The following is a 2,260-nucleotide window of genomic DNA, read 5'->3' as shown; positions in this document are numbered from 1 at the left end:
GGCCAGGTTCGGCTGGTAGCCCACCGCGGAGGGCATGCGGCCCAGCAGCGTCGACACCTCGGAACCAGCCTGCGTGAAGCGGAAGATGTTGTCGATGAACAGCAGCACATCCTGCTTCTGCACGTCGCGGAAGTACTCCGCCATCGTGAGCGCCGACAGGGCAACGCGAAGGCGCGTCCCCGGGGGCTCGTCCATCTGGCCGAAGACGAGCGCGGTCTTGTCGAAGACGCCCGCCTCCTCCATCTCGCCGATGAGGTCGTTGCCCTCACGCGTGCGCTCACCGACGCCCGCGAACACCGACACACCGCCGTGGTCCTGCGCGACGCGCTGGATCATCTCCTGGATGAGGACCGTCTTGCCCACGCCGGCGCCGCCGAACAGGCCGATCTTGCCACCCTGCACGTACGGGGTCAGCAGGTCGATGACCTTGATGCCCGTCTCGAACATCTGGGTCTTCGACTCGAGCTGGTCGAAGCTCGGCGCCTGACGGTGGATGCCCCAGCGCTCGGTGATCTCGACCTGCTCGCCGGGCGCGGCGTTGAGCACGTCGCCGGTCACGTTGAAGACCTTGCCCTTGGTGACGTCGCCGACCGGCACGGTGATGGGCCCGCCGGTGTCGCGCACCTCCTGGCCCCGCACGACGCCGTCGGTCGGCTTGAGCGCGATGGCGCGCACCAGATCGTCGCCCAGGTGCTGCGCGACCTCGAGGGTCAGCTCGCTCGACTCGTCGCCGATCGTGATCGTGGTCTTCAGCGCGTTGTAGATGTCGGGGATCGAGTCATGCGGGAACTCGATGTCGACGACCGGGCCGGTGACGCGCGCGACGCGGCCTACGGCCGTGGCTGCGGTCGTCGCTTCCGTCTTGTCAGCGGTGAGGCTCATGGCTTCTTCTCTTTCGATGGGGTCTGTGCCTGGGGTTACTTGCCCGAGGAGAGGGCGTCGGCACCGCCGACGATCTCGGCGATCTGCTGGGTGATCTCCGCCTGGCGCGCATTGTTGCGCAGACGGGTGTAGTCGGTGATGAGCTTGTCGGCGTTGTCGCTCGCGGACTTCATCGCCTTCTGCGTCGCCGCGTGCTTGGCCGCCGACGACTGCAGCAGTGCGTTGAACACGCGGCTCTGCACGTACACCGGCAGGAGCGCGTCGAGCACGACCTCGGCATCGGGCTCGAACTCGTACAGCGGGTACGCGACCGAGGCGGTATCGGCGTCGGCCGACGCCTCGACCACCTCGAGCGGAAGCAGCCGAACCCGCTCGGGGCTCTGCGTCATCATGCTGACGAACCGGTTGTACACGAGGTGGATCTCGTCCACGCCGTCCGAGTCACCGCCCGTGATGAAGTCGTCGATCAGCCGCGAGGCGATCTCTTCTGCCGTGCCGAAGTGCGGCGTGTCGGTGTCGCCGGTCCACTGCTCGACAGGGACCATCTTCCGGAACTGGAAGTAGCCCACCGCCTTGCGGCCGATCAGGTAGAACACCGGCTCCTTGCCCTCCGAGCGGATCAGCTCGGCCAGCTCGAGGCCCTCACGGATGATCTGCGAGTTGAACGCACCGGCGAGCCCCCGGTCGGACGAGAAGATCACGATCGCGGAGCGACGGATCGTCTCGGACTCCCGGGTCAGGGGGTGATCGACGGTCGAGTGCGTCGCGACTGCGGAGACGGCGCGCGTCACGGCACGCGCGAAGGGCGCGGCGGCGCGCACGCGCGCCATCGCCTTCTGGATGCGCGAAGCCGCGATGAGTTCCATCGCCTTCGTGATCTTCTTGGTCGTCTGAGCAGAAGCGATCTTCTGCTTGTAGACCCGGAGTTGTGCGCCCATATCAGCCGCGGCGGCCCTTGACGATCTTCTCCTGGTTGACGGCCTCTTCGTGCGCGGCGGCGACCTCTCCGTGACCCGGCTTGTTGATGGCCTGGCCCTTGCCGCCCTGGAACTCCAGGATGAACTCGTCGGTGACCTTCTCGAGCTCTGCAGCCGTGGCGTCGTCGAGGACGTTGGTGTCGCGGAGCGTGTCGAGGATCGTCGTGTTGCGGCGCAGGTAGTCCAGCAGCTCGCGCTCGAAGGCGAGGATGTCCTCCACCTCGATCGAGTCGAGCTTGCCGTTGGTGCCGGCCCAGATCGAGACGACCTGCTCCTCGACCGGGTACGGCGAGTACTGCGGCTGCTTGAGGAGCTCGGTCAGGCGCGCGCCACGCGCGAGCTGACGGCGGGACGCCGCATCCAGGTCGGACGCGAACATCGCGAACGCCTCGAGCGAGCGG

General features: G+C 67.2%; 1 protein-coding gene and 2 pseudogenes. All 3 read right to left on the bottom strand.

The features are described 5' to 3' along the window. Nucleotides 1-882, bottom strand: a pseudogene (locus tag ACK5IN_RS02810) (F0F1 ATP synthase subunit beta); the annotation flags it as partial. Nucleotides 883-917: 35 nt separating this feature from the next. Then, on the bottom strand, nucleotides 918-1,820 hold the full coding sequence (locus tag ACK5IN_RS02805) for a F0F1 ATP synthase subunit gamma (protein ID WP_416894707.1): 903 nt from the start codon (nucleotides 1,818-1,820) through the stop codon (nucleotides 918-920). Nucleotide 1,821: 1 nt separating this feature from the next. After that, nucleotides 1,822-2,260, bottom strand: a pseudogene (locus ACK5IN_RS02800) (F0F1 ATP synthase subunit alpha); the annotation flags it as partial.

The organism is Microbacterium sp. (genome assembly GCF_047971895.1).
GTDB lineage: Bacteria > Actinomycetota > Actinomycetes > Actinomycetales > Microbacteriaceae > Microbacterium.
This window is presented reverse-complemented; position numbering and strand designations above follow the sequence as displayed.